The 26,945-nt window shown below is 72.7% G+C and carries 22 protein-coding genes; 16 read left to right on the top strand and 6 right to left on the bottom strand.

All coding sequences use genetic code 11. The annotated features are described in order from the left end of the window. Positions 1–56: 56 nt before the first annotated feature. On the bottom strand, positions 57–1,175 hold the full coding sequence (gene serC / locus ACH4TL_RS25150) for a phosphoserine transaminase (RefSeq protein ID WP_398319187.1): 1,119 nt from the start codon (positions 1,173–1,175) through the stop codon (positions 57–59). A gap of 200 nt (positions 1,176–1,375) precedes the next feature. Between serC and ACH4TL_RS25145 the strand changes: the two genes are divergently transcribed. From ACH4TL_RS25145 to ACH4TL_RS25135, 3 genes are all read left to right on the top strand, one after another. Further along, positions 1,376–4,207 carry an FAD-binding and (Fe-S)-binding domain-containing protein gene (locus ACH4TL_RS25145; RefSeq protein WP_398319190.1) on the top strand — a complete coding sequence of 944 codons (2,832 nt, stop codon included), beginning with the start codon at positions 1,376–1,378 and terminating at the stop codon, positions 4,205–4,207. Between the two features lie 78 nt (positions 4,208–4,285). Continuing rightward, complete coding sequence (locus ACH4TL_RS25140; RefSeq protein WP_398319193.1) at positions 4,286–4,804, top strand: hypothetical protein; 519 nt, start codon at positions 4,286–4,288, stop codon at positions 4,802–4,804. A gap of 27 nt (positions 4,805–4,831) precedes the next feature. Then, entirely contained in the window at positions 4,832–5,566 is a 735-nt protein-coding gene (locus ACH4TL_RS25135; protein ID WP_398319196.1) for a hypothetical protein, read from the top strand. Between the two features lie 284 nt (positions 5,567–5,850). Here ACH4TL_RS25135 and ACH4TL_RS25130 read toward each other — a convergent pair whose 3' ends face one another. Then, entirely contained in the window at positions 5,851–6,795 is a 945-nt protein-coding gene (locus tag ACH4TL_RS25130) for an aldo/keto reductase (protein WP_398319199.1), read from the bottom strand. An 87-nt stretch (positions 6,796–6,882) separates the two neighbouring features. Between ACH4TL_RS25130 and ACH4TL_RS25125 the strand changes: the two genes are divergently transcribed. Further along, a complete protein-coding gene (locus ACH4TL_RS25125) occupies positions 6,883–7,500 on the top strand; it encodes a TetR/AcrR family transcriptional regulator (RefSeq protein ID WP_398319202.1) in 618 nt (205 codons plus the stop codon). Between the two features lie 339 nt (positions 7,501–7,839). Here the strand turns inward: ACH4TL_RS25125 and ACH4TL_RS25120 are convergent, their stop codons facing one another. Then, complete coding sequence (locus ACH4TL_RS25120; RefSeq protein WP_398319205.1) at positions 7,840–8,457, bottom strand: hypothetical protein; 618 nt, start codon at positions 8,455–8,457, stop codon at positions 7,840–7,842. Positions 8,458–8,696: 239 nt separating this feature from the next. Here ACH4TL_RS25120 and ACH4TL_RS25115 point away from each other — a divergent pair, with 239 nt between their 5' ends. The 8 genes from ACH4TL_RS25115 (at position 8,697) to ACH4TL_RS25080 (ending at position 19,017) form a co-directional block, all read left to right on the top strand. Further along, positions 8,697–9,491: a TIGR03084 family metal-binding protein gene (locus ACH4TL_RS25115; RefSeq protein WP_398319208.1), complete on the top strand. Its 795-nt coding sequence runs from the start codon at positions 8,697–8,699 to the stop codon at positions 9,489–9,491. After that, positions 9,488–11,191 (top strand): acyclic terpene utilization AtuA family protein, encoded by a 1,704-nt coding sequence (locus ACH4TL_RS25110; protein ID WP_398319211.1) that lies wholly within the window; start codon positions 9,488–9,490, stop codon positions 11,189–11,191. The genes ACH4TL_RS25115 and ACH4TL_RS25110 overlap by 4 nt, the downstream gene beginning before the upstream one ends. Continuing rightward, entirely contained in the window at positions 11,188–12,786 is a 1,599-nt protein-coding gene (locus tag ACH4TL_RS25105; RefSeq protein WP_398319213.1) for an acyl-CoA carboxylase subunit beta, read from the top strand. Before ACH4TL_RS25110 ends, ACH4TL_RS25105 begins: the two co-directional genes overlap by 4 nt. Positions 12,787–12,803: 17 nt before the next feature. Next, positions 12,804–14,786, top strand: coding sequence for an acetyl/propionyl/methylcrotonyl-CoA carboxylase subunit alpha (locus tag ACH4TL_RS25100; RefSeq protein ID WP_398319216.1), 1,983 nt, complete (start codon positions 12,804–12,806; stop codon positions 14,784–14,786). After that, positions 14,783–15,925 (top strand): acyl-CoA dehydrogenase family protein, encoded by a 1,143-nt coding sequence (locus tag ACH4TL_RS25095; RefSeq protein ID WP_398319219.1) that lies wholly within the window; start codon positions 14,783–14,785, stop codon positions 15,923–15,925. The genes ACH4TL_RS25100 and ACH4TL_RS25095 overlap by 4 nt, the downstream gene beginning before the upstream one ends. Before the next feature lie 79 nt (positions 15,926–16,004). Further along, the gene (locus ACH4TL_RS25090; RefSeq protein ID WP_398319222.1) at positions 16,005–17,588 is read left to right on the top strand and encodes an AMP-binding protein; all 1,584 of its coding nucleotides are present in this window, start codon (positions 16,005–16,007) and stop codon (positions 17,586–17,588) included. Further along, the gene (locus ACH4TL_RS25085; RefSeq protein ID WP_398319225.1) at positions 17,585–18,385 is read left to right on the top strand and encodes an enoyl-CoA hydratase family protein; all 801 of its coding nucleotides are present in this window, start codon (positions 17,585–17,587) and stop codon (positions 18,383–18,385) included. Before ACH4TL_RS25090 ends, ACH4TL_RS25085 begins: the two co-directional genes overlap by 4 nt. After that, positions 18,382–19,017: a TetR/AcrR family transcriptional regulator gene (locus ACH4TL_RS25080; protein ID WP_398319228.1), complete on the top strand. Its 636-nt coding sequence runs from the start codon at positions 18,382–18,384 to the stop codon at positions 19,015–19,017. Before ACH4TL_RS25085 ends, ACH4TL_RS25080 begins: the two co-directional genes overlap by 4 nt. Before the next feature lie 27 nt (positions 19,018–19,044). Here the strand turns inward: ACH4TL_RS25080 and ACH4TL_RS25075 are convergent, their stop codons facing one another. Beyond that, positions 19,045–20,145 carry a citrate synthase 2 gene (locus tag ACH4TL_RS25075; RefSeq protein ID WP_398319231.1) on the bottom strand — a complete coding sequence of 367 codons (1,101 nt, stop codon included), beginning with the start codon at positions 20,143–20,145 and terminating at the stop codon, positions 19,045–19,047. 467 nt (positions 20,146–20,612) lie between these two features. Between ACH4TL_RS25075 and pdxH the strand changes: the two genes are divergently transcribed. Both pdxH and ACH4TL_RS25065 read left to right on the top strand, forming a co-directional pair. After that, a complete protein-coding gene (pdxH, locus tag ACH4TL_RS25070; RefSeq protein WP_398319710.1) occupies positions 20,613–21,242 on the top strand; it encodes a pyridoxamine 5'-phosphate oxidase in 630 nt (209 codons plus the stop codon). 354 nt (positions 21,243–21,596) lie between these two features. Beyond that, positions 21,597–23,093 (top strand): PAS domain-containing protein, encoded by a 1,497-nt coding sequence (locus ACH4TL_RS25065; protein WP_398319234.1) that lies wholly within the window; start codon positions 21,597–21,599, stop codon positions 23,091–23,093. Between the two features lie 17 nt (positions 23,094–23,110). Here the strand turns inward: ACH4TL_RS25065 and ACH4TL_RS25060 are convergent, their stop codons facing one another. Beyond that, the gene (locus ACH4TL_RS25060) at positions 23,111–23,866 is read right to left on the bottom strand and encodes an SIS domain-containing protein (protein ID WP_398319237.1); all 756 of its coding nucleotides are present in this window, start codon (positions 23,864–23,866) and stop codon (positions 23,111–23,113) included. A gap of 190 nt (positions 23,867–24,056) precedes the next feature. Here ACH4TL_RS25060 and ACH4TL_RS25055 point away from each other — a divergent pair, with 190 nt between their 5' ends. Together ACH4TL_RS25055 and ACH4TL_RS25050 are read left to right on the top strand one after the other, a co-directional pair. After that, on the top strand, positions 24,057–24,749 hold the full coding sequence (locus ACH4TL_RS25055) for a metal-dependent transcriptional regulator (protein ID WP_398319239.1): 693 nt from the start codon (positions 24,057–24,059) through the stop codon (positions 24,747–24,749). 587 nt (positions 24,750–25,336) lie between these two features. Further along, positions 25,337–26,224 (top strand): alpha/beta fold hydrolase, encoded by an 888-nt coding sequence (locus ACH4TL_RS25050; RefSeq protein ID WP_398319242.1) that lies wholly within the window; start codon positions 25,337–25,339, stop codon positions 26,222–26,224. A 6-nt stretch (positions 26,225–26,230) separates the two neighbouring features. On the opposite strand, the gene ACH4TL_RS25045 is transcribed toward ACH4TL_RS25050, so the two are convergent. Then, positions 26,231–26,728, bottom strand: a complete 498-nt coding sequence (locus ACH4TL_RS25045) for a hypothetical protein (RefSeq protein WP_398319245.1) — start codon at positions 26,726–26,728, stop codon at positions 26,231–26,233. Positions 26,729–26,945 lie beyond the last annotated feature (217 nt).

The raw sequence follows: 26,945 nt of genomic DNA, 5'->3' as shown, positions 1-26,945 counted from the left end.
CACGGAAAGGGCCCGGGGGGAACACCCCGGGCCCGTACTCCTTCAGACCGCACGCCTCACAGGCGCTCGATCACGTAGTCCACGCAGGCGGTCAGCGCCTCGACGTCGGCCGGGTCGACGGCCGGGAACATCGCCACCCGCAGCTGGTTGCGGCCCAGCTTCCGGTACGGGTCGGTGTCCACGATCCCGTTGGCGCGCAGCACCTTGGCGATCGCGGCGGCGTCGATCTCCTCGTTGAAGTCGATCGTGCCGATGACCTGCGACCGCTTGGCCGGGTCGGTGACGAACGGGGTGGCGAACTTGGACTCCTCGGCCCACCCGTACAGGGTGCGCGAGGAGGTGGCGGTGCGCCGCACGGCCCAGTCCAGGCCGCCCTGGCCGTTGATCCACTCCAGCTGGTCGTTGAGCAGGAAGAGCGTCGCGAGCGCCGGGGTGTTGTACGTCTGGTTCTTCCGCGAGTTGTCGATCGCGGTCGGCAGCGAGAAGAACTCCGGGACGTGGCGGCCGGACCCGTGGATGCGGGCGGCGCGCTCCAGCGCGGCGGGGGAGAAGATCCCGATCCACAGTCCGCCGTCCGAGGCGAAGGACTTCTGCGGCGCGAAGTAGTAGACGTCCGTCTCGGCGATGTCCACGGGCAGACCGCCCGCGCCGGACGTGGCGTCGACCAGCACCAGCGACCCCTCGTCGGCACCGGCGACCCGCTGGATGGGCATCGCGACACCGGTCGAGGTCTCGTTGTGGGTGAGGGCGTAGACGTCCGCGCCCGCCTCGGCCCGCGCCTCCGGGTGGGTGCCGGGGTCGGAGGAGATCACCGTCGGCTCGTCCAGCCACGGCGCGAGCTTGGCCGCCTTCGCGAACTTCGACGAGAACTCGCCGAAGGACAGGTGCTGGGACTTGTTGTCGATCAGGCCGTGCGTCGCGACGTCCCAGAAGGCGGTGGAGCCGCCGTTGCCGAGGACGACCTCGTAGCCCTCGGGGAGCTGGAACAGGTCGCGCACGCCGTCGCGCACCGTGCCGACCAGGTTCTTGACCGGGGCCTGCCGGTGGGAGGTGCCCAGCAGGGAACTGCCGGTCGCCGCGAGGGCGCTCAGCGCCTCGGTGCGCACCTTGGAGGGGCCAGCGCCGAAGCGACCGTCGGCGGGCTTGATGTCTTCGGGAATCCGGATCTCAGCCACGCCCGCAGCCTAATCCGTCCCAACCTGGCATTCAGCGGGGAGTCCATTCGGTGAGACGATCTGTCCACGGAAGGGGGCAGTGGGCGACATCATGTTGACAGCGCGGCACCGGCGGGCCCCGTGCACAGTGATCCATGATCACGTCACGGAAGCACAGTGTGAACGTATGCACCGGGCCCCTCCGTGGGGACCATGGGGACATGGCTGAGCACGAGGCAGAGGCAGACGAACTGGAGCAGGCGCTGCGCCGAGCCGTCCACGCGGACGTCTCCTTCGACGCGGCGAGCCGGGCCCTGATGACCATGGACGCGTCGAACTACCGGCGCGTACCGGCCGGTGTCGTCGCGCCGCGCGACGCGGACGACGTGGCGGCGGCGCTGGCCGTCTGCCGGGAGCGCGGGGTGCCGGTGGTGGCGCGCGGCGCGGGCACGTCCATCGCCGGGCAGGCCACCGGGCTCGGGGTCGTCCTCGACTTCACCCGCCACATGCGGCGCATCGTCTCCCTCGACCCGGAGCGGCGCACCGCCGTGGTCCAGCCCGGCGTCATCCTCGACGAGCTGCGGACCGCAGCGGGCGCGCACGGTTTGACCTTCGGCCCGGACCCGTCCACCCACAGCCGCTGCACCCTCGGCGGCATGATCGGCAACAACTCGTGCGGCTCGCACTCGGTGGCCTGGGGCACCACCGCCGACAACGTCCGGGAGCTGGACGTCGTGACGTACGGCGGCGAGCGGGTCCGCGCCGCCCAGGGCCTCGACACCCTCCCCGCCCGGCTCCGCGAGGCCTTGCGCTCCCTCGCCGGTGACCATCTGGCGCTGCTGCGCACCGGCTTCCCCGAGCTGCCCCGCCGCATCTCCGGCTACGCGCTGGACGAGCTGCTGCCCGAGAAGAACGCCGACGTGGCCCGTGCCCTCACCGGCAGCGAGGGCACGCTCGGCGTGCTCACCGAGGCGACCGTACGGCTCGTCGAGGCGCCCGCCGCCCGGGCGCTCGCCGTGCTCGGCTACCCGGATGAGTCCGCCGCGGCCGAGGCCGCGCACACCCTGCTGCCGTACGGGCCGCTCACCGTCGAGGGCATGGCCGCCGACCTGGTCGCGGGCGCTTCGGGGCTGCCCAAGGGCGGCGCCTGGCTGTTCGTGGAGGTCGGCGGCACCGGGCGCGAGGAGGCGTACGCCCGCGCGGAGGAGATAGCGCGCGCCGCCGCGCACGCCACCACCGACCACACCGTGGTCGCCGACCCGGCCGGGCAGCGCGCGCTGTGGCGGGTCCGCGAGGACGCCTCCGGCACGGCCACCCGGATGCCCGACGGCAGCGAGGCATGGCCCGGCTGGGAGGACTGCGCGGTGCCGCCCGCCCGGCTCGGCGCCTACCTCCGCGACTTCCGCGCCCTGCTCACCCAGCACGGGCTGCGCGGCACCCCGTACGGGCACTTCGGCGACGGCTGCATCCATGTCCGCATCGACTTCGACCTGATGCGCGAGCCCGGGGTGCGGGTCTTCCGCGACTTCTCCACCGACCTCGCCGACCTCGTCGTCGCCCACGGCGGCTCGCTCTCCGGCGAACACGGCGACGGCCTGGCCCGTGCCGAACTGCTGCCCCGCATGTACGGGGACGAGATGGTCGGGCTCTTCCACCGCTTCAAGGACCTGTGGGACCCGGCGGGCGGCCTCAACCCCGGCGTCCTCGCCCGCCCCCGCCGCCTCGACCAGGACCTGCGCTTCGACGTCCTGCCGCGCCGCCCGGTCGACGTCGAGTTCGGCTACCCGCACGACGGCGGCGACTTCTCGGCCGCCGTCCGCCGCTGCGTCGGCGTCGCCAAGTGCCGCAACGAGTCGGTGTCCGGCGCGAGCGTCATGTGCCCCTCCTACCGCGCCACCGGCGAGGAACAGCACTCCACCCGGGGCCGCGCCCGCCTGCTGCACGAGATGCTCGCGGGCGAGGTCGTGCGCGACGGCTGGCGCTCGGAGGAGGTCCGGGACGCGCTCGACCTGTGCCTGTCCTGCAAGGGCTGCCGCAGCGACTGCCCGGTCGGGGTCGACATGGCCACGTACAAGGCCGAGTTCCTGCACCACCACTACGAGGGCCGCATGCGCCCCGCCGCCCACTACTCGATGGGCTGGCTCCCGGTCTGGCTCCGCGCCGCCGCCTCCCTCCGGGCGGCCCCCGTGGCCAACGCGGCGTCCGGGGTGGGCCCGTTGGCCTCCCTGGCCAAGCGGATGGGCGGCATCGCCCCGGAGCGCGACATCCCGCAGCTGGCGCGCGAGCCGTTCACCAGGTGGTGGCGCGCACACGCCCGCAGCGTCCCCCGCTCTCCGGAACCGTCCCGCACGGTCGTTCTCTGGCCGGACACCTTCACCAACTACCTCTCCCCGTCCGTCGGACAGGCCGCCGTACGCGTACTGGAGTCGGCCGGGCTCCGGGTCGTCGTACCCCCCAAACCCGTCTGCTGCGGCCTGACCTGGGTCTCCACCGGCCAACTCGACCGCGCCCGCACGGTCATGCGGCGCACCCTCGACGTCATGGCCCCTGCCCTGGAGGCCGGTCTGCCCGTCGTCGGCCTCGAACCCAGCTGCACGGCCGCTCTCCGCACCGACCTCCCCGAACTCCTCGGCCCCGACGACGACCGCGCCGCCCGCCTCGCCTCGTCCGTACGGACCTTCGCCCAGACCCTGGAGGAGTACGCCCCCGACTGGCAGCCCCCGAAGGTCGACCGCCCGGTCGTCGGCCAGACCCACTGCCACCAGCACGCCGTCCTCGGCGACGCCGCCGACCGCCGCCTCCGCGAACGCGCGGGCCTGACCGGCGAGCTGAGCGGCGGCTGCTGCGGTCTGGCGGGCAACTTCGGCTTCGAGGCGGGCCATTACGACGTCTCCGTGGCCTGCGCGGAGGACCAGCTGCTGCCGTCCGTACGCAACGCCGAGCGACACGCCGAAGTCCTGGCCGACGGCTTCTCCTGCCGCACCCAACTCGACCACCTCTCCGACCGCCCCGCCCGCCACCTCGCCGAAATCCTGGCGGAGCGGCTGCGTTAGTCCGAGGCTCGGCCTGTCGCCCCTGCGAGGTAGGCGGTCCTCCCCACCACCGCGACACGCCCAGGAATTGGGGTTGAAGTGGCGACAGCCGACCCGGGGCCGTCCAAAGCCGTCGTTCTCTCCAATGCTGAATTCGCTCGCTTGTACGGGGAGAAGGCGCTGACGAAGCCGGTCGGAGCAGCGGTCAGCCCACTGCGGGGCCGGACGGCGACCACGTCTGAATCCGTCACGGCTCACGCATGGCACACCAGCAAATACAACAGCCGAGACGTACACGGGCGTGAGATCCCGACTCGATGGGGAAACAGCAAGCTCGGCTGGAACCACTTCTCCGGCCCCCACAACATCCACAACGAGAAGGTCGTCAAGGCGGCATACAACGAGCATCCCGAGGCCAGCAAGGGCTACCGCAAGGAGTTCGGTGCCGTGGTACTCAAGGACGGACACACGGTTGCCAAGATCAGGGTGATTTCCTGGTGGCACTGGCAGACCAAGGACCACCGTTACAAGCTGCCGGGACACAGGGGCAAGATCGGTACGATCACCGCCTTCTGCCAGGGCGTCAACCGTTGCCCTGACGTCGTGAACACCGTCTGACTCGCACTTCCAGGGAGATCGATCACCGTGGTTGAGGACGACTCCATCGCCGACAGCACCCCGCGCGACGTTCTCCTGGGGAGCCTGCTGGGGAGGCTGCGAGAGTTCGTGGCCTCCCCCTTGACGCCGGGTTCGCATGTGCTGCGAGGGCTGCTCCCACCGACAGAAATGGATCGCGGTCCGAGAGTCGTCTTGTGGGACGGCCAAGACCTTGGTTCCACGTACGCCCTGGAGATCCCGCTGCTCGACGATGACGGCGAGGAAATCCCCCACGACAATTTGATCGCCGCACTACGCGTGTGCATCGGTCAGCGTGAGGCTCTCGGCCCGCCCTTCCCCGACGAAGTGTTCCCGGTGCCTGTACTCGACGCCCGGCGTCACTTCCTCAATTCCGTCGATGCCCCGTCCCTCACTTTGGCGGATGCTGTATGCCTACCGCTGCTTTCCCTCCGTTCGGCGAACGACCCGGCGCCCCTTTCTGAAGACGTGGAAGAGGAAGCAGGTGAGGTGGAATGGCGCCTCCTCGGCTTCATGCTCGTCGACGAGCGGTACGCCCGGTACTACGTCAGATGGACAGAAACCGGCGATGTCTGGGAGCTCGACTTCTGTATGCGCGACGAGGCGGGGAAGGTCGACTCACGCGGTGGGACCGCCGACATGATCTTCCCGGCGCTGGCATCGTCCCACGACCTCGAACGATTCCATCGACCGGTCTCCGATAACCGCTGTCAGGCCGTATTCGACCTGACCACTTGGTGCTGACTCCGTTCGGCGGCTGCCGAATCGCGCTCCCGCTCCAGCCGAACCGTCCACAGCCAGGGCAGCTGGAGGTCGACCGCCCGCCCGCCGTCGAGCCACCTGTCCGCGCCCGCGAGTATCCCGGGGACACAGGCCCATTGGCACGCGGGATGGGCGAGAGGACGAACTTCGACCAGGCGCACATCAGGAGCGAGGAACAAGCGGATGACGGCACCGGTGCGGCGGGAACGAATGCGGACCCCTTGGCGGAGCGGGCCCCTGACCCACGAGCCGCGATGGGGGCGGCCTCAGCCGAGCGCGATGTCGTTGGACCGTGACTCGACGGCGTCCAGCGCGGCCAGTGTGGCGTCGTCGAACTCGACCGTTCCGGCTGCGATGTTCGCCTCCAAGTGGCCGACGTCCGCGGTGCCCGGGATGAGCAGCGTGTTCGGCGCGTGGTGGAGCAGCCAGGCGAGGCCGACCTGTGCGGGGGTGCGGCCGAGGGACTGCGCGGCGGCGGTGACGGCCGGGGCGTCGCTCACCTTGGGCAGGCCGGGGAAGGCGCCGCCGAGCGGGAAGAACGGTACCCAGGCGATCCGCTGTTCGGCGCAGAGCCGCAGCATCTCCTCGTCGTCGCGCGACACCAGGCTGTAGGCGTTCTGGACGCAGACGATACCGGCGGGAAGGGCCCGGCGCAGTCCCTCCGGGGTGACGGCGCTCAGGCCGATCGCGCCGATCTTGCCCTCGTCCCGCAGGGCGACCATCACCGCGAGCTGATCGTCGAGGTCGACCACCTGATCGCCCTCGGCCCGGATGCCCGGCCCGACGTCCGGGCGGCGCAGGTTCACCACGGGGATCTGGTCGAGGCCGAGGGATACGAGGTTGTCCTCGACGCTCGCCCGCAGCTCCTCGGGCCGCTGGGCGAAACGCAGCGGAGGGGTGCTGCCCGGAGCGGGGTCGGCGCCGACCTTGCTGACGACCACGACGCCGTCCTCGGGGCGGACGGCGTCGCGGATGACCTCGTTGACGAACCCGTTGCCGTAGAACTGGGCGGTGTCGACGTGGTCGACGCCGAGCTCGATCGCGCGGCGCAGGACTGCGATCGCGGCGTCGCGGTCGGCGTGCAGGCGCTCGAGCTGCATCGCGCCGTACCCGATGCGGGAGACCGTGTGGCCTCCGAGCGTTCCGGCCCCGCCGGCGCGCGGGGCGCCGGTGGCCGTGAGCTGAGGGGAGGGAGTGCTGTTCGTGGCCATGGGGATGCCGTCCTCATGAGACGATGAAGGAAGCGGAGGAACCTCCGCTTCATCGACTGTAACACTTATACCGGAGGTGCCTCCGCTTTGGATTCCGACGATCCCGCAGGGGCGGCCCCCGGGGGAAAGCCGCGTGGCGCCCGCGCCCCCCGCGCCGACGCGCTGCGCAACCGCGACACACTCGTCCGGGTCGCCCGGGCCGCATTCGCGGCCGCCGACGGCGCCGTCTCGCTCGAAGGCATCGCCCGGGAGGCCGGCGTCGGCATCGGCACGCTGTACCGCCACTTCCCGACCCGCGAAGACCTGGTGGAGGCCGTGTACGCCGCCGAGCTCGACGACGTCACCAGCAGCGTCCCCGCCCTGCTCCAGGAACTTCCGCCGGACGCGGCGTTCCGGGCGTGGATGGAGCGCTACGCCGCGTTCGTCGCGACGAAGCGCGGCATGCTCGACACGCTCCGGGCCGGCTGGGCCTCGGGGCGGATCGCCACACCGGCCACCCGGGAACGCATCACCGCCGCCATCGCCACGCTCCTCGCCGCCGGAGCCGACGCCGGCTCACTCCGCGCCGACGTCGAACCGGAGGATGTCGTCCTGATGCTGATGGGGATCTTCCTCGCCGCCGGGACCGTCGACAGCGCCCCCGAGCAGACCGGACGGCTGATCGACCTCGTCATGGACGCGCTGCGGCCGACGGTGACCGGCTGACCCCCGGCCCCATCGGGCGGGGGTGAAAATCGATCTCGTCCGCTCGTTGGCTCAGTGGGCTGTAGCCGTTGCCCGGAGCCAGAGTGTCGGCGTCGCGCAGGAGGGCGGGCGGGACAGGACGCAGGTCGGCGAACCGGTCGCCGGAGAAGAGGGGCGGCGCGGCCGTGATCGCCGCGCTGCCCCCTCCACGGTGGGGGACTGGTCGCCACCGCGATCGGGCACAGAGGCCGTCAGTGCGTGGCGTACCGGCTCCCAGCGTTCCCATGTGGCTTCGTCGGCGTCGTCCTCGCGGTGCCCGGCACCAGGGATCGCCGAACCGGGGTGCCCCGTGGCAGGCGGTCACTCGTGGGCGCTGATCACACCGCCGGCGCTGAGCACGATGGAGCTGCCGTTGGCGTCGAGACCGGCGTCGTGCTTGTTCGCGTCGATCGTGGCGACCTCGCCCTCGAAGCCGTAGATCTTCGCGCGGTAGTGGAGTTCGCCGACCTTCGTGACCTTGGCCTTCCAGCCGCCCGCGAGCTTGAACGTGCCCGGTCCCTGGTGTTCGCCGCCCATCCAGGAGCGGACCTCGCCGCCCAGCGTGAGCACGACGTACATGCCGTTGGCGTCGAGACCGGCGTCGTGCTTGTTCGTCTCCAGCGTGGCCAGCTCCGCGCCATCGTTGACGATCTTGAGGCGGTAGTGCTGGTCGCCGAGCTTGTAGATCTTGGCCGTGCTGCCGTCCACCAGGGTCTGGGTGCGGGACGGCGATGCCGCCTTGCCCGCCTTGGTGTCGATCGTGACGTCGGAGCCCTGCGTCCCGGGGGAGGAGGACTCGGAGGCGGCCGCGGGCTTCGCGGCGGCGGTGTCCGAGCCGGAGCAGGCGGTCAGGCTGAGGCCGGCGGCGGCGACCAGGGCCGCGGCGGCAACGCGCAGGGTGCGGCGACGAGCGGTGCGGGCAGTGGTGTTGGAGCGCATTTCAGGTCCCCCAGGGGTGGTCGGTCGTTGTCTCCTCGGTACGTCGACCACTCTGGTCGGGGGCGCTACCGAAGGGCTGCCGTCCCGCTAACTTCCGGCTAACGCGGATCTGACCCCCCCAAAGCGGTGGTAATCGCCCGGCCGTCAAAAATCATGCAAGCACGCTTGATTGTTTCCTGTGGCGCTGCCACGCTCACTCCCGACGCTCCGCACCGTTGCATCACGACCGGGAGTCCCGCGTGTCCGATACGGAAGCTCTGCTCGGCGATCTGCGCGCCGAGAGCGAGGAGTTGGACGGCCTGGTGGCCGGGTTGTCCGACGAAGCGTGGCGTACGCCGACGCCCGCGGCCGGGTGGAGCATCGCGCACCAGATCGCCCACCTCGCCTGGACCGACGCGCGGGCGGTGCAGGCGGCCGAGGACCCCGAGGGGTTCGCCGATGAGGTGCGGAAGGCATTCGCGGCGCCGGAGCGGTTCGTGGACGAGGGGGCGGAACGCGGCGCCGCCGAACCGCCCGCCGTGCTGCTGGAGCGGTGGCGGGAGGGGCGGGAGCGGCTGGCGTGGGTGCTCGCCGCGCAGCCGCCGGGCGCCCGGCTCCCGTGGTACGGGCCGCCGATGAGCGTCATGTCGATGGTCACGGCGCGGCTGATGGAGACCTGGGCGCACGGTCAGGACGTGGCCGACGCGCTGGGTGTGCGCCGTACGCCGACGGCCCGGCTGCGGCATGTGGCACGCATCGGCGTACGGGCCCGGGGCTACGCGTACGCGGCGCGCGGGCTGAAGCCGCCCGCCGAGGAGTTCCGCGTCGAACTCACCGCGCCGGACGGGGAAGTGTGGGCGTACGGTCCCGAGGACGCGGTCCAGCGCGTCACCGGCCCCGCGCTCGACTTCTGCCTCCTGGCCACGCAGCGCGCCCACCGCGACGACCTCGCCCTACGGGCCGAGGGTCCCGACGCCGACCGCTGGCTGAACATCGCCCAGGCCTTCGCCGGACCACCGGGCCCGGGCCGGAAGCCGGGCGGAGGTGGCGCATGAGTAGGCGTGGGCCCTCGCCCCTCCGCATCGGCAACGCCTCCGGCTTCTACGGCGACCGCTTCGACGCCGTGCGCGAGATGCTGACCGGCGGGCCGCTCGACGTCCTCACCGGGGACTACCTCGCCGAGTTGACCATGCTGATCCTCGGCCGGGACCGGGCCAAGGACCCTTCCCGCGGCTATGCCACCACCTTCCTCCGCCAGTTGGAGGACACCCTCGGGCTCGCCGTCGAGCGGGGCGTGCGGATCGTCACCAACGCGGGCGGGCTGAACCCCGCCGGATTGGCCGATGCCGTCCGCGCGCTCGCCGACCGGGTCGGGGTGCCGGTGCGGGTCGCGCATGTGGAGGGCGACGATCTGCTCGGGGCGCGGGACTGGGGGCCGGGGGTGGTCAGCGCCAACGCGTACCTCGGGGGCGGCGGGATCGCGGAATGCCTGCGCGGCGGCGCGGATGTCGTGGTCACCGGGCGGGTCACCGATGCCGCGCTCGTCACCGGGCCCGCCGCCGCGCACTTCGGGTGGGCGGCGGACGACTGGGACGCGTTGGCGGGCGCCGTGGTGGCCGGGCACGTCCTGGAGTGCGGGACGCAGGCGACCGGCGGCAACTACGCGTTCTTCACGGAGCTGAGCGACGTACGCCGCCCCGGCTTTCCGCTCGCCGAGATCCACCCGGACGGGTCGGCCGTCATCACCAAGCACCCCGGAACCGGCGGCGCGGTGACCGTCGGCACGGTCACCGCGCAGCTGCTGTACGAGACGGCGGGCGCCCGGTACGCAGGCCCCGACGTCACGGCGCGCCTGGACTCCGTACGGCTCACCCGGGACGGCCCCGACCGGGTGCGGATCGACGGCGTACGGGGCGAGGCGCCGCCGCCGACGCTCAAGGCCGGGCTGACCCGGCTCGGCGGGCACCGCAACGAGGTGGTGTTCGTCCTCACCGGCCTCGACATCGACGCCAAGGCCACGCTCGTACGCGACCAGATGGAGGCGGCCCTGACCAAGCGCCGCCCCGCCGAGGTCCGCTGGACGCTGGCCCGCACCGACCACGCCGACGCGGCCGTGCAGGAGGAGGCGAGCGCGCTGCTGCGGCTCGTCATGCGCGACCGCGACCCGGACACCGTGGGGCGGGCGGTCAGCGGCGCGGCCGTGGAGTTGGCTCTCGCCAGCGTGCCCGGCTTCCACCTCACCGCCCCGCCCGGCAAGGCGACCCCGTACGGGGTCTTCGAGGCGGCGTACGTCCCGCAGGATGAGGTCCCGCACGTCGCCGTGCTGCCGGACGGCACGCGGACCACCGTTCCCCCGGCCCCGCACACACAGACCCTCGCACCCGCCGACGAACCCCCGCTGCCGCCGCCCCTCGACAGCGGACCCACCCGCCGCGCGCCCCTCGGCGCGGTCGCCGGGGCCCGCAGCGGCGACAAGGGCGGCAGCGCCAACATCGGCGTCTGGGTGCGCAGAGACGACGCCTGGCGCTGGCTGGTCCACACCCTCACCCCCGACCGGCTCCGCGAACTCCTCCCGGAGACCGCCGACCTGCCGGTCACCCGCCACCAACTCCCGCAGCTGCGCGCCCTCAACTTCACCGTCGACGGCCTGCTCGGCGAGGGCGTCGCCGCGCAGGCCCGCTTCGACCCGCAGGCCAAGGCGGTCGGCGAATGGCTGCGCTCGCGCCACCTCGACATACCGGAGGTTCTCCTTTGACCGCGCTCGCGTCCGCGCTCGACCCCGCAGGCGCCGACTACACGGCCCACCGCGAGGCGATGCTCGCCAAGCTCGGTGAGCTGGAGGACGAACACGCCAAGGCGCTCGCGGGCGGCGGCGAGAAGTACGTCGAGCGGCACCGCAAGCGCGGGAAGCTGCTCGTGCGGGAGCGGATCGAACTGCTCCTGGACCCCGATACGCCCTTCCTGGAGCTGTCCCCGCTGGCCGCGTGGGGCAGCGATTACCCGGTCGGGGCGTCCGTCGTCACCGGCATCGGGGTGATCTCCGGTGTCGAGTGCCTGATCAGCGCCAACGACCCCACCGTGCGGGGCGGCGCGAGCAATCCGTGGACGCTGAAGAAGTCGCTGCGCGCCCATGAGATCGCGCGGGCGAACCGCCTCCCCGTGGTGAGCCTGGTCGAGTCCGGCGGGGCCGATCTTCCGTCCCAGAAGGAGATCTTCATTCCCGGCGGGGCCATGTTCCGGGACCTCACGCGGCTGTCCGCCGAGGGCATCCCGACCGTCGCGGTGGTCTTCGGCAACTCCACCGCCGGAGGCGCGTACATCCCCGGGATGTCCGACCACGTGATCATGGTCAGGGAGCGGGCCAAGGTCTTCCTCGGCGGGCCTCCGCTGGTGAAGATGGCGACCGGGGAGGAGAGCGACGACGAATCCCTCGGCGGCGCCGACATGCACGCCCGCACCTCCGGGCTCGCCGACTACTTCGCCGCCGACGAGCCCGACGCCCTCCACCAGGCGCGCCGCGTCGTCGCCCGGCTCAACTGGCGCAAGGCGCACCCCGATCCGGGCCCGGCCGAGCCGCCGAAGTACGACGCGGACGAACTCCTCGGCATCGTCCCCGGCGACCTCAAGGTCCCCTTCGACCCGCGCGAGGTCATCGCCCGCATCGTCGACGGCTCCGACTTCGACGAGTTCAAGCCGCTGTACGGGACGAGCCTGGCCACCGGCTGGGCGACCCTCCACGGCTATCCCGTGGGCATCCTCGCCAACGCGCAGGGCGTCCTGTTCAGCGAGGAGTCGCAGAAGGCCGCGCAGTTCATCCAGCTCGCCAACCAGCGCGACATCCCCCTCCTCTTCCTCCACAACACCACCGGCTACATGGTCGGCCGCGCCTACGAACAGGGCGGGATCATCAAGCACGGCGCCATGATGATCAACGCGGTCTCCAACTCCCGCGTCCCCCACCTCTCCGTCCTCATCGGCGCCTCCTACGGCGCGGGCCACTACGGCATGTGCGGCCGCGCGTACGACCCGCGGTTCCTCTTCGCCTGGCCCAGCGCCAAGTCCGCCGTCATGGGCCCGCAGCAGCTCGCCGGGGTGCTGTCGATCGTCGCCCGCCAGTCCGCCGCCGCCAAGGGGCAGCCGTACGACGAGGACGGCGACGCCGCGCTGCGCGCCATGGTCGAGCAGCAGATCGAGTCCGAGTCGCTGCCGCTGTTCCTCTCCGGGCGGCTGTACGACGACGGCGTCATCGACCCGCGCGACACCCGCACCGTGCTCGGCCTGTGTCTCTCCGCCCTCCACACCGCGCCCGTCGAGGGTGCGCGCGGTGGCTTCGGCGTCTTCCGGATGTGAGGAAAAACCCCGCCGTGATGTCCGTGACCCGAATGTCCGTGATCCGATCGCTCCTCGTCGCCAACCGCGGCGAGATCGCCCGCCGCATCATCCGCAGCTGCCGCGAACTCGGCATCGCCACGGTCGCCGTCCACTCCGACGCGGACGCCGACGCCCCGCACGTCCGGGAGGCCGACACCGCCGTACGGCTGCCGGGCGACGCCCCCGCCGACACGTATCTGCGCGGCGACCTGCTGACCAAGGCCGCCCTCGCGGCGGGCGCCGACGCCGTCCACCCCGGCTACGGCTTCCTCTCCGAGGACGCCGCCTTCGCCCAGGCCGTCCGCGACGCCGGGCTGCTGTGGGTCGGGCCGCCGCCCGCGGCAATGCAGGCCATGGCCTCCAAGACGCGCGCCAAGCGGCTGCTGGGCGAGGCCGGGGTGCCCCTCCTGGAGTCGCTGGACCCGGACGGGGTGACCGCGGGCGACCTGCCCGTCCTCGTCAAGGCCGCGGCGGGCGGCGGCGGCCGCGGCATGCGCGTCGTACGCGACATCGACGCACTCCCCGCCGAACTGACCTCCGCCCGCGCGGAGGCGGCGTCCGCCTTCGGGGACGGCGAGGTGTTCGTCGAGCCGTACGTCGAGGGCGCCCGCCACGTCGAGGTGCAGGTGCTGGCCGACACCCACGGCACCGTCTGGTCCCTCGGCACCCGCGACTGCTCCCTCCAGCGCCGTCACCAGAAGGTGATCGAGGAGGCCCCGGCGCCGGGGCTCGGCGACGAACTGCGCCGCCTGCTGGAGGAGTCGGCGGTGAACGCGGCCCGGGCCATCGGGTACGAGGGCGCGGGCACGGTCGAGTTCCTGGTCTCGTCGGCGGGCCGTGCGTACTTCCTGGAGATGAACACGCGCCTCCAGGTCGAGCACCCGGTGACGGAGGAGGTGTACGGGCTGGACCTGGTCGCCCTCCAGCTGCGGGTGGCGGAGGGGCAACACCTGGCCCCTGAGCCCCCGGCGGAACGCGGTCACGCGGTCGAGGCGCGGCTGTACGCGGAGGACCCGGGGCGGGGGTGGCAGCCGCAGGCGGGCGTGATGCGGCGACTCGACATCACCGCCACGGGACTGCGCGTGGACTCCGGGATCGCGGACGGGGATCTGATCGGCGTCCACTACGACCCCCTGCTGGCCAAGGTCATCGCCTGGGCGCCCACCCGCGACGAGGCGCTGCGACGGCTGGCCCACGGTCTTGAGCACGCCCGCATCCACGGCCCGGCCACCAACCGGGAGCTGCTGGTACGGGCCCTGCGGCACCCGGAGTTCGAGGCCGGGCGCATGGACACGGGCTTCCTCGAACGGCACCTCGACGCCCTCACCAAGGACAACGGGGAGGGCACGGCGCTCGCCGCCCTCGCCGCCGCGCTGGCCGACGCATCGGATCGGCCCGCGACGGTGGCGGGGCGGCTCGGGGGCTGGCGGAACGTACCGTCCCGGCCGCAGATCAAGACGTACCGCGCACCGGACGGCACCGAGCACGAGGTCCGCTACCGGCTCACCCGCGACGGCCTTGTCGCGGAGGACTTCCCGGACGTCCGGCTGCTTCAGGCGACCCCGCACCATGTCGTCCTCGAAGTGGCGGGCATCAGGCGGAAATTCGACGTTTCGCGCCACGACGACCGCATATACATCGACGCGCCACTCGGATCGCACACCCTCATCCCCCTGTCCCGCTTCCCCGACCCCTCCGCCCGTACCGCGCCCGGCTCCCTGCTGGCCCCCATGCCCGGCACGGTGGTGCGGCTCGCCGATGTCGCCGTGGGCGACCACGTGCGGGCGGGCCAACCCCTGCTGTGGCTGGAGGCCATGAAGATGGAGCACCGCGTCACGGCTCCCACCTCCGGGGTGCTCACCGCGCTGCACGCTGCCGAGGGCCGTCAGGTCGAGGTCGGGGCGCTGCTGGCGGTCGTCACGGAGGAGGCGGCGGAGGGGGAGACAGCCACCCAGGACAACGGACGGAGCCGCACATGACCCCGCAGGCGCACACCCCCGTCGACACCCCGGAGCAGGCCGACCTCCGCGCCGCCGTGGCGGCCTTCGGGAGGGACAACCACGACACGCCCACCCCCGACCTGTGGGCCAAGGCGGGCAAGCTCGGCTACCTCGGCGTCAACCTCCCCGAGGCGTACGGCGGCGGAGGGGGCGGCATAGCCGAGCTGTCCCTCGTGCTCGAGGAGCTGGGCGCGGCGGGCTGTCCGCTGCTGATGCTCGTCGTGTCGCCCGCCATCTGCGGCACGGTGATCGCCCGGTACGGCACGGACGCGCAGAAGGACCGCTGGCTGCCGGGGCTGGCGGACGGCAGCCTGACGATGGCGTTCGGCATCACGGAGCCGGACGCCGGATCGAACTCGCACCGCATCACCACCACGGCCCGCCGCGACGGCACCGACTGGGTGCTCACCGGCCGTAAGGTCTTCATCTCCGGCGTGGACATCGCCGACGCCACCCTGATCGTCGGCCGCACCGAGGACGCGCGGACGGGGAAGCTCAAGCCGTGCCTGTTCATCGTCCCGAGCGGCACCCCCGGCTTCTCGTACCGCCACATCCCCATGGAACTGGCCGCGAACGAGAAGCAGTTCGAGGTCGTCATGGACGACGTACGGCTCCCGGCGGACGCGCTGGTGGGGGACGAGGACGCGGGGCTGGCGCAGTTGTTCGCGGGTCTCAACCCGGAGCGGATCATGACGGCGGCGTTCGCGCTGGGGATGGGCCGCCACGCGCTGGCGAAGGCGGTGGACTACGCCCGTACCCGCCAGGTGTGGAAGGAGCCGATCGGTGCGCACCAGGCGATCGCGCACCCCCTCGCGCAGGCGCACATCGAGGTGGAGCTGGCCCGGCTGATGATGGCGAAGGCGGCGTATCTGTACGACGCGGGTCAGGACGCGGCGGCGGGCGAGGCGGCCAACATGGCGAAGTACGCGGCGGGCGAGGCGGCCGTGAAGGCGGTGGACCAGGCGGTGCACACGCTGGGCGGGAACGGCCTGACGGAGGAGTACGGGCTGGCGAAGCTGATCACGGCGGCGCGGGTGGCGCGGATCGCGCCGGTCAGCCGGGAGATGATCCTCAACTTCGTGTCCCACCAGACGCTGGGGCTGCCCAAGTCGTACTGATCGACAGGGTGGGGCAGAACGGACGGGAAGGCGCACAGGCAAGGCAACTGGCAGGCACAGCGACCCGAGGGGAGCGGCCATGGTGCTGCGCAGCGAGTTTCCCGATGTCCCGCCCGTCGATCTGCCCATTCACGACGCGGTGCTGGGCCGCGCGGCGAAGGAGTTCGGGGAACGTACGGCGCTGATCGACGGGGTGACGGGGGAGAGCGTCGGCTACGCGGCGCTGGACCACGCGTCGCGCCGGATCGCCGCGGAGCTGGCGGCGGCGGGGGTGCACAAGGGTGAGGTGGTGGCGCTGCACAGCCCCAACTCGCTGATGTATCCGATGGCGTTCTACGGGGTGACGCGCACGGGCGCGGCGGTGACCACGGTGCATCCGCTGGCGACGGCGGAGGAGTTCGCCCGGCAGCTGCGGGACGCGGCGGCGACGTGGATCGTGACGGTGTCGCCGCTGCTGGGGGTGGCGCGGCAGGCGGCGGAGCGGGCGGGCGGGGTGCGGGAGATCTTCGTGTGCGACGAGGCGGGCGGGCACCGTTCGCTGCGGGACATGCTGGCGGGCACGGCGCCGGAGCCGGTGGTGGAGTGCGACCCGGCGCAGGACGTGGCGGTGCTGCCGTACTCGTCGGGGACGACGGGCAGCCCGAAGGGCGTGATGCTGACGCACCGCAGCGTGGCGACCAACCTGGCGCAGGCGGAGGCGCTGGTGCCGCCCCGGCCGGGCGAGCGGGTGCTCGCGGTGCTGCCGTTCTTCCATGTGTACGGGCTGACGGCGCTCCTGAACGCCCCGCTGCGCGCCGGGAGCACGGTGATCGTGCTGCCGCGCTTCGATCTGGATCAGTTCCTGACGGCGATCGAGCGGTACGAGGCGCAGGCGCTGTACGTCGCGCCGCCGATCGTGCTGGCGCTGGCGAAGCATCCGGCGGTGGCGGAGCACGACCTGTCGTCGGTGCGGTACGTGCTGTGCGCGGCGGCGCCGCTGGACGCGCGGCTCGCGGAAGCGTGCGCGCGGCGGCTGGGCGTGCCGCCGCTGTTGCAGGCGTTCGGGATGACGGAGCTGTCCCCGGGCTGCCATGTGGTGCCCCGGTACGCGGAGGACGTTCCGCCGGGGACGGTGGGGAAGCTGCTGCCGAGCACCGAGATGCGCATCGTCGGCCTGGCGGACGGCCGGGATGTCGAGGTCGGGGAGGACGGGGAGATCCTGATCCGGGGCCCGCAGGTGATGAAGGGCTACCTGGGGCGGCCCGACGACACGGCGGCCATGGTCGACGCGGACGGCTGGCTGCACACCGGCGACGTCGGCCATGTGGACGCGGACGGCTGGCTGTTCGTCGTGGACCGGGTGAAGGAGCTGATCAAATACAAGGGCTACCAGGTCGCCCCGGCCGATCTGGAGGCCCTGCTGATCGCCCATGAGGCCGTCGCCGACGCCGCCGTGATCGGGGTGACGGACGGGGACGGCAACGAGATCCCGAAGGCGTACGTGGTGCGCGGGCCCGGTGCCCGGATCTCGGAGGACGAGCTGATCCGTTACGTTGCCGGACTGGTGGCCCCGTACAAGAAGGTGCGCCGCGTGGAGTTCACGGACACCGTGCCGCGCTCGGCCGCCGGGAAGATCCTGCGCCGTGAACTGCGTGCCAGGGAAAGGAGTTCGACCACCCCATGACCGACGCCGAGGTGGGGGCCGACGCGCCCCTGGTGCGCTCGTCCGACGACCACGGGATACGGACGCTCACGCTCGATTCGCCGCACAACCGCAACGCGCTCTCCGCCCGTCTGGTCGCCGAACTGCGCGCCGGACTGGACGCGGCCGCGGCGGACCCGGAGGTCCGGGCGGTGCTGCTCACCCACACCGGCAACACGTTCTGCGCGGGCGCCGATCTGCGCGAACCCCCGGCCGTGTCGGGGGCGCTGGGCCTGGTGGAGCTGCTGCGCGCCATCGTGGAGCTGCCCAAGCCGGTGGTCGCGCGGGTCACCGGGCATGTGCGGGCCGGTGGGCTCGGGCTGCTCGGGGCGTGCGACATTTCGGCGGCCGGGCGGGGCGCGAGCTTCGCGTTCACCGAGGCGCGGCTGGGCCTCGCCCCGGCGGTCATATCGATGCCGCTGCTGCCCCGCCTGGACGCCCGCGCGGCGGCCCGCTACTACCTCACCGGGGAGCGGTTCGACGCCGCCGAGGCGGCCCGGATCGGCCTGGTGACGGCGGCGGACCCGGAGGGCGAGGCGGACGGGGTGCTCGCGCCGGTGCTGGACGGCCTGCGCCGCGGCTCCCCGCAGGGCCTGGCGGAGTCCAAACGGCTGGTGACGGCCGAGGTGCGGCGGGCGTTCGACCGGGAAGGGGAGGGGCTCGCCGAGCTGTCGGCGCGGCTGTTCGCTTCGGCGGAGGCGCGGGAGGGGATGACGGCGTTCCGGGAGCGCCGCGACCCGGCGTGGGTGGCGGGCACAGGGGCGGAGGCCGGAGAGTGAGCCCCGGTACGGCACCGCGTACGGCCTCCCGCGACCCCAAGCAGGACCGCAGCCGAGCGACCCGGCAGCGGCTGCTGGAGGCGGCAGTGGCGTGCCTCGCTGAGCACGGCTGGGCGGGGTCGACGGTGTCGGTGGTCGCGGAGCGGGCCGGGGTGTCCCGGGGCGCGGCCCAGCACCACTTCCCGACCCGGGAGGACCTGTTCACGGCCGCGGTCGAGCGGGTCGCCGAGCAGCGTTCGGCGGAGCTGGGCGCCCTCGCCCCGGCGGGCGAGGGCACGGCCCGTACGCGCGCGGTCGTCACCGAACTGGTCGACCTGTACACCGGCCCGCTGTTCCGGGCCGCGCTCCACCTGTGGGTCGCGGCGTCGTACGAACCCCAGCTGGGCGCCCGGGTCACCGTCCTGGAGGCCCGCATCGGCCGCGAGACCCACCGCATGGCGGTGGACCTGCTGGGCGCCGACGAGACGGCCCCGGGGGTGCGGGAGGCCGTGCAGGGGCTGCTCGACATGGCCCGCGGCCTGGGCCTGGCCAATCTGCTGACGGACGACAGCGCACGCCGGGAGCGGGTGGTGGCGCAGTGGTCGCGCATTCTGGACGAGGCGCTGGCCGCGGCGCGCACGCCGGACCGGTAGCGCCCCGCCCCCTGCTACCCGCTGCCGCTACCGCGAGGAGTCCCCGTACCCGTCGACCTCCTGCGGGCTACGGGTGCCCGGCCCGATGTAGCGCGCCGAGGGGCGCACGAGGCGGCCGGTCCGCTTCTGCTCCAGGATGTGCGCGCTCCACCCCGCGGTCCGCGCGCACGTGAACATGGAGGTGAACATGGGCGCCGGGACCTCGGCGAAGTCCAGTGTGATCGCCGCCCAGAACTCGACGTTGGTGGCCAGCACCCGGTCCGGCCGCCGGTTGTGCAGCTCCTCCAGGGCAGCCCGTTCCAGCGCCTCGGCGACCTCATAGCGCGGCGCGCCCAGCTCCTTGGCGGTGCGCCGCAGCACCCGCGCCCGCGGGTCCTCGGCGCGGTAGACCCGGTGGCCGAATCCCATCAGCCGCTCGCCCCGGTCGAGGGCCTTCTTGACGTACGCCGTGGCGTCGCCGGTGCGCTCGATCTCCTCGATCATCCCGAGCACCCGCGAGGGCGCGCCCCCGTGCAGCGGCCCGGACATGGCCCCGACCGCGCCGGAGAGCGCGGCGGCGACGTCGGCGCCGGTGGAGGCGATGACGCGGGCGGTGAAGGTGGAGGCGTTCATGCCGTGCTCGGCGGCGGAGGTCCAGTACGCGTCGACGGCGGCGACGTGCTTGGGGTCGGGCTCACCGCGCCAGCGGCGCATGAAGCGCTCCACGATGGTCTCGGCCTTGTCGATCTCCCGCTGCGGCACCATCGGCAGGCCCTGCCCGCGCGCCGACTGGGCGACGTACGACAGCGCCATGACGGCCGCGCGGGCGAGGTCGTCGCGGGCCTGGGCCTCGTCGATGTCGAGGAGCGGTTTGAGGCCCCAGACGGGCGCGAGCATGGCCAGCGCGGACTGCACGTCGACCCGGACGTCGCCGGAGTGCACCGGGATGGGGAAGGGCTCGGCGGCGGGCAGCCCGGGGTTGAAGGCGCCGTCTACCAGGAGGCCCCAGACGTTCCCGAAGGACACGTGGCCCACCAGTTCCTCGATGTCGACGCCGCGGTAGCGGAGCGCGCCGCCCTCCTTGTCGGGTTCGGCGATCTCCGTCTCGAACGCGACGACTCCCTCGAGTCCGGGTACGAAGTCCGACATCGGGCGGCTCCTCATGGTGTAGGCGACAGGTGGCTTCGGATCGAACGGCTGGTGCGGATGAAACGTCAGAGGTGCGGAGAACGGTGTCATCGGGGGCGTCCGGTCCCGGGACGGCTCCGCGGCCGACGGCTCGCGGTCCGTACCGGATACCCGGTGGTGTGCCCCGTGTGCGCGGTGGTCACCCAGCGGGGGCGAAAACCGGCGCCGAGGCACCGGGCTGACAGGCGCATGTTCGGCCACCGCGCGGTGGACGCGCCAGTCACGGGGACGCGTGAGAAGTGGCACACCGCTTGTGCGACGGGCGGAGGGTTACCGATCCCCGAGGCGGGGGAGAGGGGACATCGCTCTTTCGGGGTAACCCGTGCGGTGGACCGATGATGTTGCAAGATATGCGCGTGCCTCACGTTGACCCGGAGCCCCCGGCTTCCCCCTCGGCTTACTCCGCGCGCACGTACGACCCGGCCGCCATGCGCGAGCACTACCGCGCGGCGGGCATCGACGAGGCGAGTCTCGGGGGCACCCCGTTCGAGCAGTTCACGAGGTGGTTCGAGGAGGCGGTGGGCAGCGGTCTGTACGAGCCGAACGCCATGGTCGTCTCCACGGCGGACGCGGCCGGGCGCCCCAGCTCCCGTACGGTCCTGATGAAGAGCTTCGACGGGCGCGGCTTCGTCTTCTACACCAACTACGGCTCCCGCAAGGGCCGTGAACTGGCCGAGAACCCGCAGGTCTCGCTGCTCTTCCCCTGGCATCCGATCGCCCGCCAGGTGATCGTCACGGGCGTCGCCCACCGCACCGGGCGGGACGAGACGGCCGCGTACTTCCGCACCCGCCCGCACGGCTCGCAGCTGGGCGCGTGGGCCAGCGCGCAGTCCTCCGTGGTCGGCTCGCGGGAGGAGCTGGACCGGGGGTACGCGGAGCTGGCCGACCGCTATCCGCCGGGCGAGCAGGTGCCGGTGCCGCCGGAGTGGGGCGGGTTCCGGGTGGTGCCGGAGGCGGTGGAGTTCTGGCAGGGCCGGGAGAACCGGCTGCACGACCGGCTGCGGTACGTACGGACGCCGGACGGGGAGGGCTGGCGCACCGAGCGCCTGTCGCCCTGAGGGGGTACGGAAACGAGTGCGGGAACGCAGACGACCCGCGGGTCTTTCCCCTGGCGCCGGTGAGGGCGTCTGGGGGCCGGTCGGACGTACCGGCGACCCGCGGGCCGGGTGACTGCTTGGGATTGGCCGGCTGCGCACCACTCTCTCGTGCGCCGGTCCGGCGAATGCGCTGAGCGCGACGACGGACTGCTAGCCCGCAGTCACCTCACGCGTCCGGATTTGATACATCTGCCGAACCACCTCCCTTCTCGTGTGCTCCACACCTTAGGAACCCCCTCGCGCCGCACACAAGCAAATTTCCGGGAGGCAACGATTTCGCCGAATCCGGTGTGGCGCGCGTCACGTTCGAGTTCAATGTTCCGACGTGCACCACCACAGGCAGCCACGTCCACCACGTCCCGCAGGGGGTGTCCGGTGACCGCTCCGCAGCGCTCCGAACCCGCGCGTCCCGCCCGTCCCGTCCCCGGGCAGCCAGGTGCTCCGGCCGCGCCCGTGCCCGCGGCGGACGGCCCGGGCCGGGACGATTCCGATCTGCTCGCCGCGCTCCTCGACGGCATGGACGCGGCGCTGTGCGCGTTCGACGCCGACGGCACCGTCACCCACTGGAACCGCGAGGCCGAGCGCATCCTCGGCTGGCCGGCGGCCGAGGCCGTGGGGCGCAAGGGGCTCGCGGGGTGGGCGGCCCGCGCGGAGGACGCGCGGGACGTCGAGGCGCGGCTGATGGAGGTCCTGGACGGCACCGGCCGCCGGGTGCACGAGTTCGCGCTGCTGACCAAGGACGGCGGCCGGGTCCTGGTCCGCGCGCAGTCGTCCGCCGTGCCGGGCGGGGACGGCCGCCCGGCGGGGGCGTACTGCGCGTTCAGCGAGGTGCACGCGCAGCTCGACCTGGAGCGGTCGATCGCGCTGAGCGAGGCGCTGCTGGTGGACGCGACCTGGTGCGTCGTCCTCGTCGACGCCGATCTGCGGGTCGCGGTCCTCAACGCCAACGCGGCCGCCGCCCTCGGCACGGGCCGCACGGCCGCGCTCGGGCGGCCGCTGGGCGAGTTCCTCGACCAGGGCGTGGACGACGCCGAGAACGCCCTCCAGCACGTCCTGGCCGAGGGCGCGCCCCCCGCGCCCACCGAGCTGTGGGTGACGCTGCGCGAGGCGGCCGAGGACCCCGCGGACGGCGCCGCGGACGGGCACCCGGCGCGCTGCTGCTGGCACAGCGGCTTCCTGCGGCTGGCCTCCCCGCTCACCGAGGAGCCGGTGCCGCTCGGGGTGGCCTGGATCTTCCAGGACGTGACGGAGTCGAAGGCGCACGAGCAGGAGAGCGCCCGGCTGCGCTTCCGCGGCAACCAGCTGCACCGGGCGGCCCGGGCGGCGGCCGAGTGCGAGGACCCCATGGAGGCGGCCGCGGTCCATCTGGACTTCGCCCTCGCGGGCTTCGCCGACCACGCCCTGATCGACCTGGTCCTGGACGGCGCGGGCGAGCCGGTCCGGCTCGTCCGGGCGGCGGCCACGCCGTTCGGCACCACGGGCCCGTGCTCCCCGATCTCCCCGGGCGGCATCCCGGTGTCCTACCTGGAGGGCCACCCGGCGCTCCAGGCGGCCGAGCGCTGCGGTTCGGTGCGGGCGAGTGCGACGCGTACGGACGAGGCGGCGGCGGCGCGGTGGGCGGCGGCCCGCAAGTGGCCGGAGGGCTCGGTGCACGCCCTGTGCGCGGTGCTGCGCAGCCGCGGCCGCACCCTGGGCGTGCTGACGTTCCTCCGCGGCCCGGCCCGCCGCCCCTTCGACCGCTGGGACACGGCGTACGCGGAGGACGTGGCGGCCCGGGTCGCGGCGGCGGTGGACCTGGCCCGCGGGCGGTAGCCGCCACCGCCGGGCTCCTACTGCCGGTAGAAGATCCGGTCGCCGTACTCCGCCATCACCTGGCGGTTCCATTCGCCGCCGCCGTCCACGTTGCCCGAGCGCAGCAGCGGCGGTTCCACGCCGCGGGCCACCAGCTCCTCCACCCCCGACGCCACCACGGCCTGCATCAGCGCGCTCGTCACCACGGTCGACGCGGGGGCGAACGGCGCCCCGACGCCCTCCGCCGTCAGCTCCGTGTCGCCGACCGAGATCTTGCTGTCGAGGACCAGGTCGCAGTGGTCCTTGAGGAAGCCGCCCGACGCGTTGCGGGACGTGGTCTGCTCCGCGTACGCCACGGACGTCACGCCGATCACCCTCACCCCGCGCTCCCGCGCGCCCGTCGCCATCTCCACCGGCAGGGTGTTGCGTCCGGACAGCGAGATGATGAACAGCAGGTCCCCCGCGCGCAGCGGACCGGTCTCCAGGACGGCCGTGGCCAGCCCCTCGACCCGCTCCAGCGCGCTGCCCAGGGTGGCGGGCATGACGTCCACGCCGACCACCCCCGGCACCGGGAGCAGGTTCATCAGGGCCAGTCCTCCCGCGCGGTAGACGACGTCCTGGGCGGGCAGGGAGGAGTGCCCCGCACCGAAGACGAAGATCCGCCCCCCGCCGGTGACCGTGTCGGCGACCAGGCCGCCCGCGGCGGCGATGCGGTCGGCCTCCTCGTCCCGCACCCTGTGCAGCAGCCCGATCGCGGCGTCGAAAAAGCGCCCTGCCGGCTTGCTCTGGCTCATCGCCGAGGCCCTTCGTGTCGGTGTTAACTTGGGTCCACATCCCGTGGCGCGGATCACGTTGCGATGTGGATCATGAAGCTGTCAATACCACCTCCGCCCTCGCTACGGCAGTGGCCGATCCGGCCCCGTTGTCGGTGGGATGCGTCAGAATTGGGTTCAGGGCCACCGCACGACACATCAAGGGGCACGCATGTCCGGACTGATCGACACCACGGAGATGTATCTCCGCACCATCCTCGAACTCGAGGAGGAGGGCGTGGTCCCCATGCGCGCCCGGATCGCGGAGCGGCTCGATCAGAGCGGCCCCACCGTCAGTCAGACGGTCGCGCGGATGGAGCGCGACGGGCTGGTGACGGTCGCGGGCGACCGCCACCTGGAGCTGACGGACGAGGGCCGCCGCCTGGCCACGCGCGTGATGCGCAAGCACCGGCTCGCCGAATGCCTGCTCGTCGATGTGATCGGTCTGGAGTGGGAGCAGGTCCACGCGGAGGCGTGCCGCTGGGAGCACGTCATGAGCGAGGCGGTGGAGCGCCGGGTGCTGGACCTGCTGCGCCACCCCACCGAGTCGCCGTACGGGAACCCGATCCCGGGCCTGGAGGAGCTGGGCGAGAAGGGCGAGGCCGACCCGTTCCTGGACGACAGCATGGTGAGCCTGCGCGAGCTGGCGCCCGGCACCGAGGGCAAGACCGTGGTCGTGCGCCGCATCGGCGAGCCGATCCAGATGGACGCCCAGCTGATGTACACGCTGCGCAGGGCCGGGGTGCAGCCGGGCTCGGTGGTGAGCGTGACGGAGTCCCCGGGCGGCGTCCTGGTCGGCAGCAGCGGCGAAGCGGCCGAGCTGGAGGCCGACATCGCCTCCCATGTCTTCGTGGCCAAGCGCTAACCGATCCCACCCATGTAGACCGCCGGACGCCCCGGCGACCCCGACCATCCTGACCGCCCCGGCGACTCCCGGCCGAGGCCGCCCGCGTCACCTGCGGTGACGGTTTTTGTCCAGACCGGAGTTCGGGGAAATCGAGCGGGCGGGGGCGACCCGTGCAACCCTGTCGCTGACGCATATGCACAAGCGTGCTCGCAGTCAGGGGAGGGGGCTCCTATGGGCCCGGCGGGCGGCAGCGATGCCGAGCGGGCGTTCGAACGCGAGGGCCCCGGTGCCAGGAGGCGCCGGGGCCCCGCTTCCCCATGTCCCCCCGATGGGCCCCGGCCCGTGCGGGCCGCGCGAACGCGGCCGTTACGGCCCGGGGCCTCGGCGACCCGGAGCCCCGAGCTCCCAGGGTCTTCCCCCGCGGACTTCCTTCCCCGAGTAGTCCGCCTCCCGCTAGCTGTCTCCCCTCGGCGGAGGCGGCCAATCCTTGAGCGTGGTCACTCGAATGAGGGGTGTTGCCCGGCACTTGCGGTGCGTTCGAATATGAGTTCGATACTGTGGGGTGGTTGGGGTTGCTCGGGAGAGGGATGGAGGTGCCAGACGACATGGTGCGACGCATCGACGTGACCGGGGCCGGCGGCGTGCGGCTCGCGGCCTGGGAGTACACCGATCCGCCCAAGGCCGGAGGCCGCGCGGAGGCGCGCGGCGGCCCCGGGGTGCTGCTGCTCCATGGGCTGATGGGCCGCGCCGCGCACTGGGCGGAGACCGCCCGCTGGCTCGCCACCCGGCACCGGGCCGTCGCCCTCGACCAGCGCGGCCACGGCCGCAGCGAGAAGCCCGCCGAAGGGCCGTTCGACCGCGGCACATATGTGGACGACGCCGAGGCGGCCGTCGAGCAGCTCGGGCTGGGCCCGGTGGCCCTCATCGGCCACTCCATGGGCGCCCTGACGGCCTGGCAGCTCGCCGCCCGCCGCCCCGATCTGGTCCGGGCCCTGGTGATCTGCGACATGCGCGCCTCGGCGCTGGGCGGCGCCTCGCAGCGCGAATGGGACGCGTGGTTCCGGTCCTGGCCGGTGCCGTTCGCGACCCTCGCGGACGTCCGCAGGTGGTTCGGTGAGGACGATCCGCTGCTGGAGCGCCCCAGCGCCGCCCGGGGCGACTTCTTCGCCGAGGTCATGGCGGAGCGTTCGGACGGCTGGCGCCCCGTCTTCTCCCGCCGCCAGATGCTGAAGGCCCGCGCGGCCTGGGCGCATGACGCGCACTGGGAGGAACTGGCCCTGGTGGAGTGCCCCACCCTGGTCGTCCGCGGGCTGGACGGCGAGCTGGGGCGGGCCGAGGCCCAGGAGATGGTCCGGGTCCTGCCCCGTGGGGAGTATGCGGAGGTGCCCGACGCGGGCCATCTCGTCCACTACGACCAGCCGGACGGCTGGCGCCGCGCGGTGGAGCCGTTCCTCGCCGCGGCCCTCCCCGCGCATCCCGGCCCCGAGCAGTAGCCGCGATCAGCTCCGCGCGGGGAACTTCCAGACGAACGGCTTGTCGCCGATCTCGGTCCAGGCGATCTCCAGCCGCTTCGCGGCCGCCGGGATGAGGAAGGTGTTGCAGAGGGTGTAGCTCTGGCCGTTCTTCCAGTTCTTGATGGTGTCGGAGTCGGCGCAGCCCTTCGGCGCGTCACCGCCGATGACCTTCGTGCCGCGCCGCCCGTCCGCGTACACATCCGCGTAGTCGCCGACCCGCGGCCATTCCTTGACGACGCCGCCGGTCACATGCCGGTACGTCACATAGCCGGTCGCCGGGACCTTGCCCTTGGCGTCCTCGGGGTCGGAGGCCAGGGTCTTGGCGTCGGCGGCGCTTCCGACCTCGATCCGCCGCGCGGTGATCGAGTAATACGGCTTGACGCCGGTGTCCTCCTTGAATGCCCGCCACGCGGACTGCCCCGGTTTCAGTACGGCCTTCGCCGCCGCACTCGCGCCGATCCGACCCTTCTCGTGGGCGCTCAAGCGGGAATGCGACTTCTTCTTATGGGAGTTGGTCGTATGGTTCTTATTCCCATGGGATCCGCAGGCCGTGAGAGCCAGCGCCAGTACGGCAACGGGCGTAGCGGTGCGCAGCCACGTTGTCTTGTTCAGCAAGTCGATCTCCCTGCGTGATCCTTCCCGGAGCGATGATCCTAGGGGCTGCAATTCCCCCTTCGGGGCGTCAACTGTGTGCGTACTG

Source organism: Streptomyces sp. NPDC021115 (assembly GCF_044333065.1).
In the GTDB taxonomy this organism is placed as follows: domain Bacteria; phylum Actinomycetota; class Actinomycetes; order Streptomycetales; family Streptomycetaceae; genus Streptomyces.
Note: the sequence above shows the minus strand (reverse complement) of the source record. Positions and strands in the feature narration are given on the sequence as shown.

What these genes read in the sequence shown, in the direction of transcription:
- ACH4TL_RS25065 (WP_398319234.1), top strand. Translation starts at nt 21,597, where the DNA reads ATGTTCCGACGTGCACCACCACAGGCAGCCACGTCCACCACGTCCCGC.
- ACH4TL_RS25110 (WP_398319211.1), top strand. Translation starts at nt 9,488, where the DNA reads ATGAGTAGGCGTGGGCCCTCGCCCCTCCGCATCGGCAACGCCTCCGGC.
- ACH4TL_RS25075 (WP_398319231.1), bottom strand. Translation starts at nt 20,145, where the DNA reads ATGTCGGACTTCGTACCCGGACTCGAGGGAGTCGTCGCGTTCGAGACG.
- ACH4TL_RS25060 (WP_398319237.1), bottom strand. Translation starts at nt 23,866, where the DNA reads ATGAGCCAGAGCAAGCCGGCAGGGCGCTTTTTCGACGCCGCGATCGGG.
- ACH4TL_RS25055 (WP_398319239.1), top strand. Translation starts at nt 24,057, where the DNA reads ATGTCCGGACTGATCGACACCACGGAGATGTATCTCCGCACCATCCTC.
- ACH4TL_RS25145 (WP_398319190.1), top strand. Translation starts at nt 1,376, where the DNA reads ATGGCTGAGCACGAGGCAGAGGCAGACGAACTGGAGCAGGCGCTGCGC.
- ACH4TL_RS25050 (WP_398319242.1), top strand. Translation starts at nt 25,337, where the DNA reads ATGGTGCGACGCATCGACGTGACCGGGGCCGGCGGCGTGCGGCTCGCG.
- ACH4TL_RS25100 (WP_398319216.1), top strand. Translation starts at nt 12,804, where the DNA reads ATGTCCGTGACCCGAATGTCCGTGATCCGATCGCTCCTCGTCGCCAAC.
- ACH4TL_RS25130 (WP_398319199.1), bottom strand. Translation starts at nt 6,795, where the DNA reads ATGGCCACGAACAGCACTCCCTCCCCTCAGCTCACGGCCACCGGCGCC.
- ACH4TL_RS25120 (WP_398319205.1), bottom strand. Translation starts at nt 8,457, where the DNA reads ATGCGCTCCAACACCACTGCCCGCACCGCTCGTCGCCGCACCCTGCGC.
- pdxH (WP_398319710.1), top strand. Translation starts at nt 20,613, where the DNA reads ATGCGCGAGCACTACCGCGCGGCGGGCATCGACGAGGCGAGTCTCGGG.
- ACH4TL_RS25085 (WP_398319225.1), top strand. Translation starts at nt 17,585, where the DNA reads ATGACCGACGCCGAGGTGGGGGCCGACGCGCCCCTGGTGCGCTCGTCC.
- ACH4TL_RS25090 (WP_398319222.1), top strand. Translation starts at nt 16,005, where the DNA reads ATGGTGCTGCGCAGCGAGTTTCCCGATGTCCCGCCCGTCGATCTGCCC.
- ACH4TL_RS25095 (WP_398319219.1), top strand. Translation starts at nt 14,783, where the DNA reads ATGACCCCGCAGGCGCACACCCCCGTCGACACCCCGGAGCAGGCCGAC.